Raw genomic sequence first — 1,101 nt, forward strand, 5'->3', positions numbered from 1 at the left:
ACGGGCGGGTCTGGCGACTCGATTTCGCCTGGCCCGAATACCGCGTGGCCGCCGAGTACGACGGCGTTGATTGGCACAGCGGACCGTCGGCATTTCGGCGTGACCGCCGACGCTCTACCGCTGTGCACGATCTGGGGTGGCTAGTCGTGCCAATCATCGCCGAGGATGTCAGGTGTAAACCGGCGGAGCTTGTCCACCGGATCCGGACGCGACTAGAAGACGCCCGCGTGGCGTAACTTCGCGCCCGCGGCGCGTAGCTTCGCGCGAGCGGCCCCGTAACTTCGCGCGAGCGGCCCCGTAACTTCGCGCGAGCGGCCCCGTAACTTCGCGCGAGCGGCCCCGAAATGCCAGCACCGACGGCGTGTCACTGTGCAGACACGCGCGCTCGCGGTCAGAACGGGGACAGGCTAGGGGCCGGTACCTGGGCCGATGTTGCGGGCCGGGCGGGTGCGCAGATCGTGCACGTAATCGGCTGGCGCACCGGCAATCTCGGCGGCATCGGCCATCACGCCCAGGTAGCGGGCGGACGGCAGGCCGCCCTCCCAGGCATCCAGCACGTACAGCCACGCCAGCACCGGGTCGATATCGGTGTCCGACGCCTCGCGCTGCACCCGGCAGCGGATCTTCTTGTGCACGCCGAACTCGGAGCCCTCCCACCGGTCCAGGTTCATCTCGTCGGCGGGCGTCATGTCATAGAGCACCACGAAGACCCGCGAACCCGGGTCTTCGACCACTGTGGCCAGCGCACCCTCCCAGCCGAAGTCCTCACCGCCGAATGTCAGCCGCCACCCCGGCAACCAGCCGGTTCCGGCCATCGGTGAGTGCGGTGCACGCTTGAGCATCTGCTCGGGATGCATGTTCGATCCGTAAGCGGCGTAGAGCGGCACGGGGAAATCTTAGACGGCATGTCGAGGTTCGCCGTTGCGCGGCGGAGGAGGAGTCGGGCCATCCAACCTAGCCCGACGACGATGCCGCCGCTGCGCGGCGGAGGAGTCGGGCCATCCAACCTAGCCCGACGACGATGCCGCCGCGCAACGGCGAACCTCGACATGCCGTCTAAGATTTCCCCGTGCCGCTCTACGCCGCTTACGGATCGCTAGC

Annotated in this window: 1 protein-coding gene; it reads right to left on the reverse strand. The window is 68.0% G+C overall.

The genetic code is table 11. The annotated features are described in order from the left end of the window. Nucleotides 1–407 precede the first annotated feature (407 nt). Entirely contained in the window at nt 408–887 is a 480-nt protein-coding gene (locus tag A5634_RS19390) for a gamma-glutamylcyclotransferase (protein ID WP_065145653.1), read from the reverse strand. Nucleotides 888–1,101 lie beyond the last annotated feature (214 nt).

It is taken from the genome of Mycobacterium asiaticum, assembly GCF_001673365.1.
GTDB lineage: Bacteria > Actinomycetota > Actinomycetes > Mycobacteriales > Mycobacteriaceae > Mycobacterium > Mycobacterium asiaticum_A.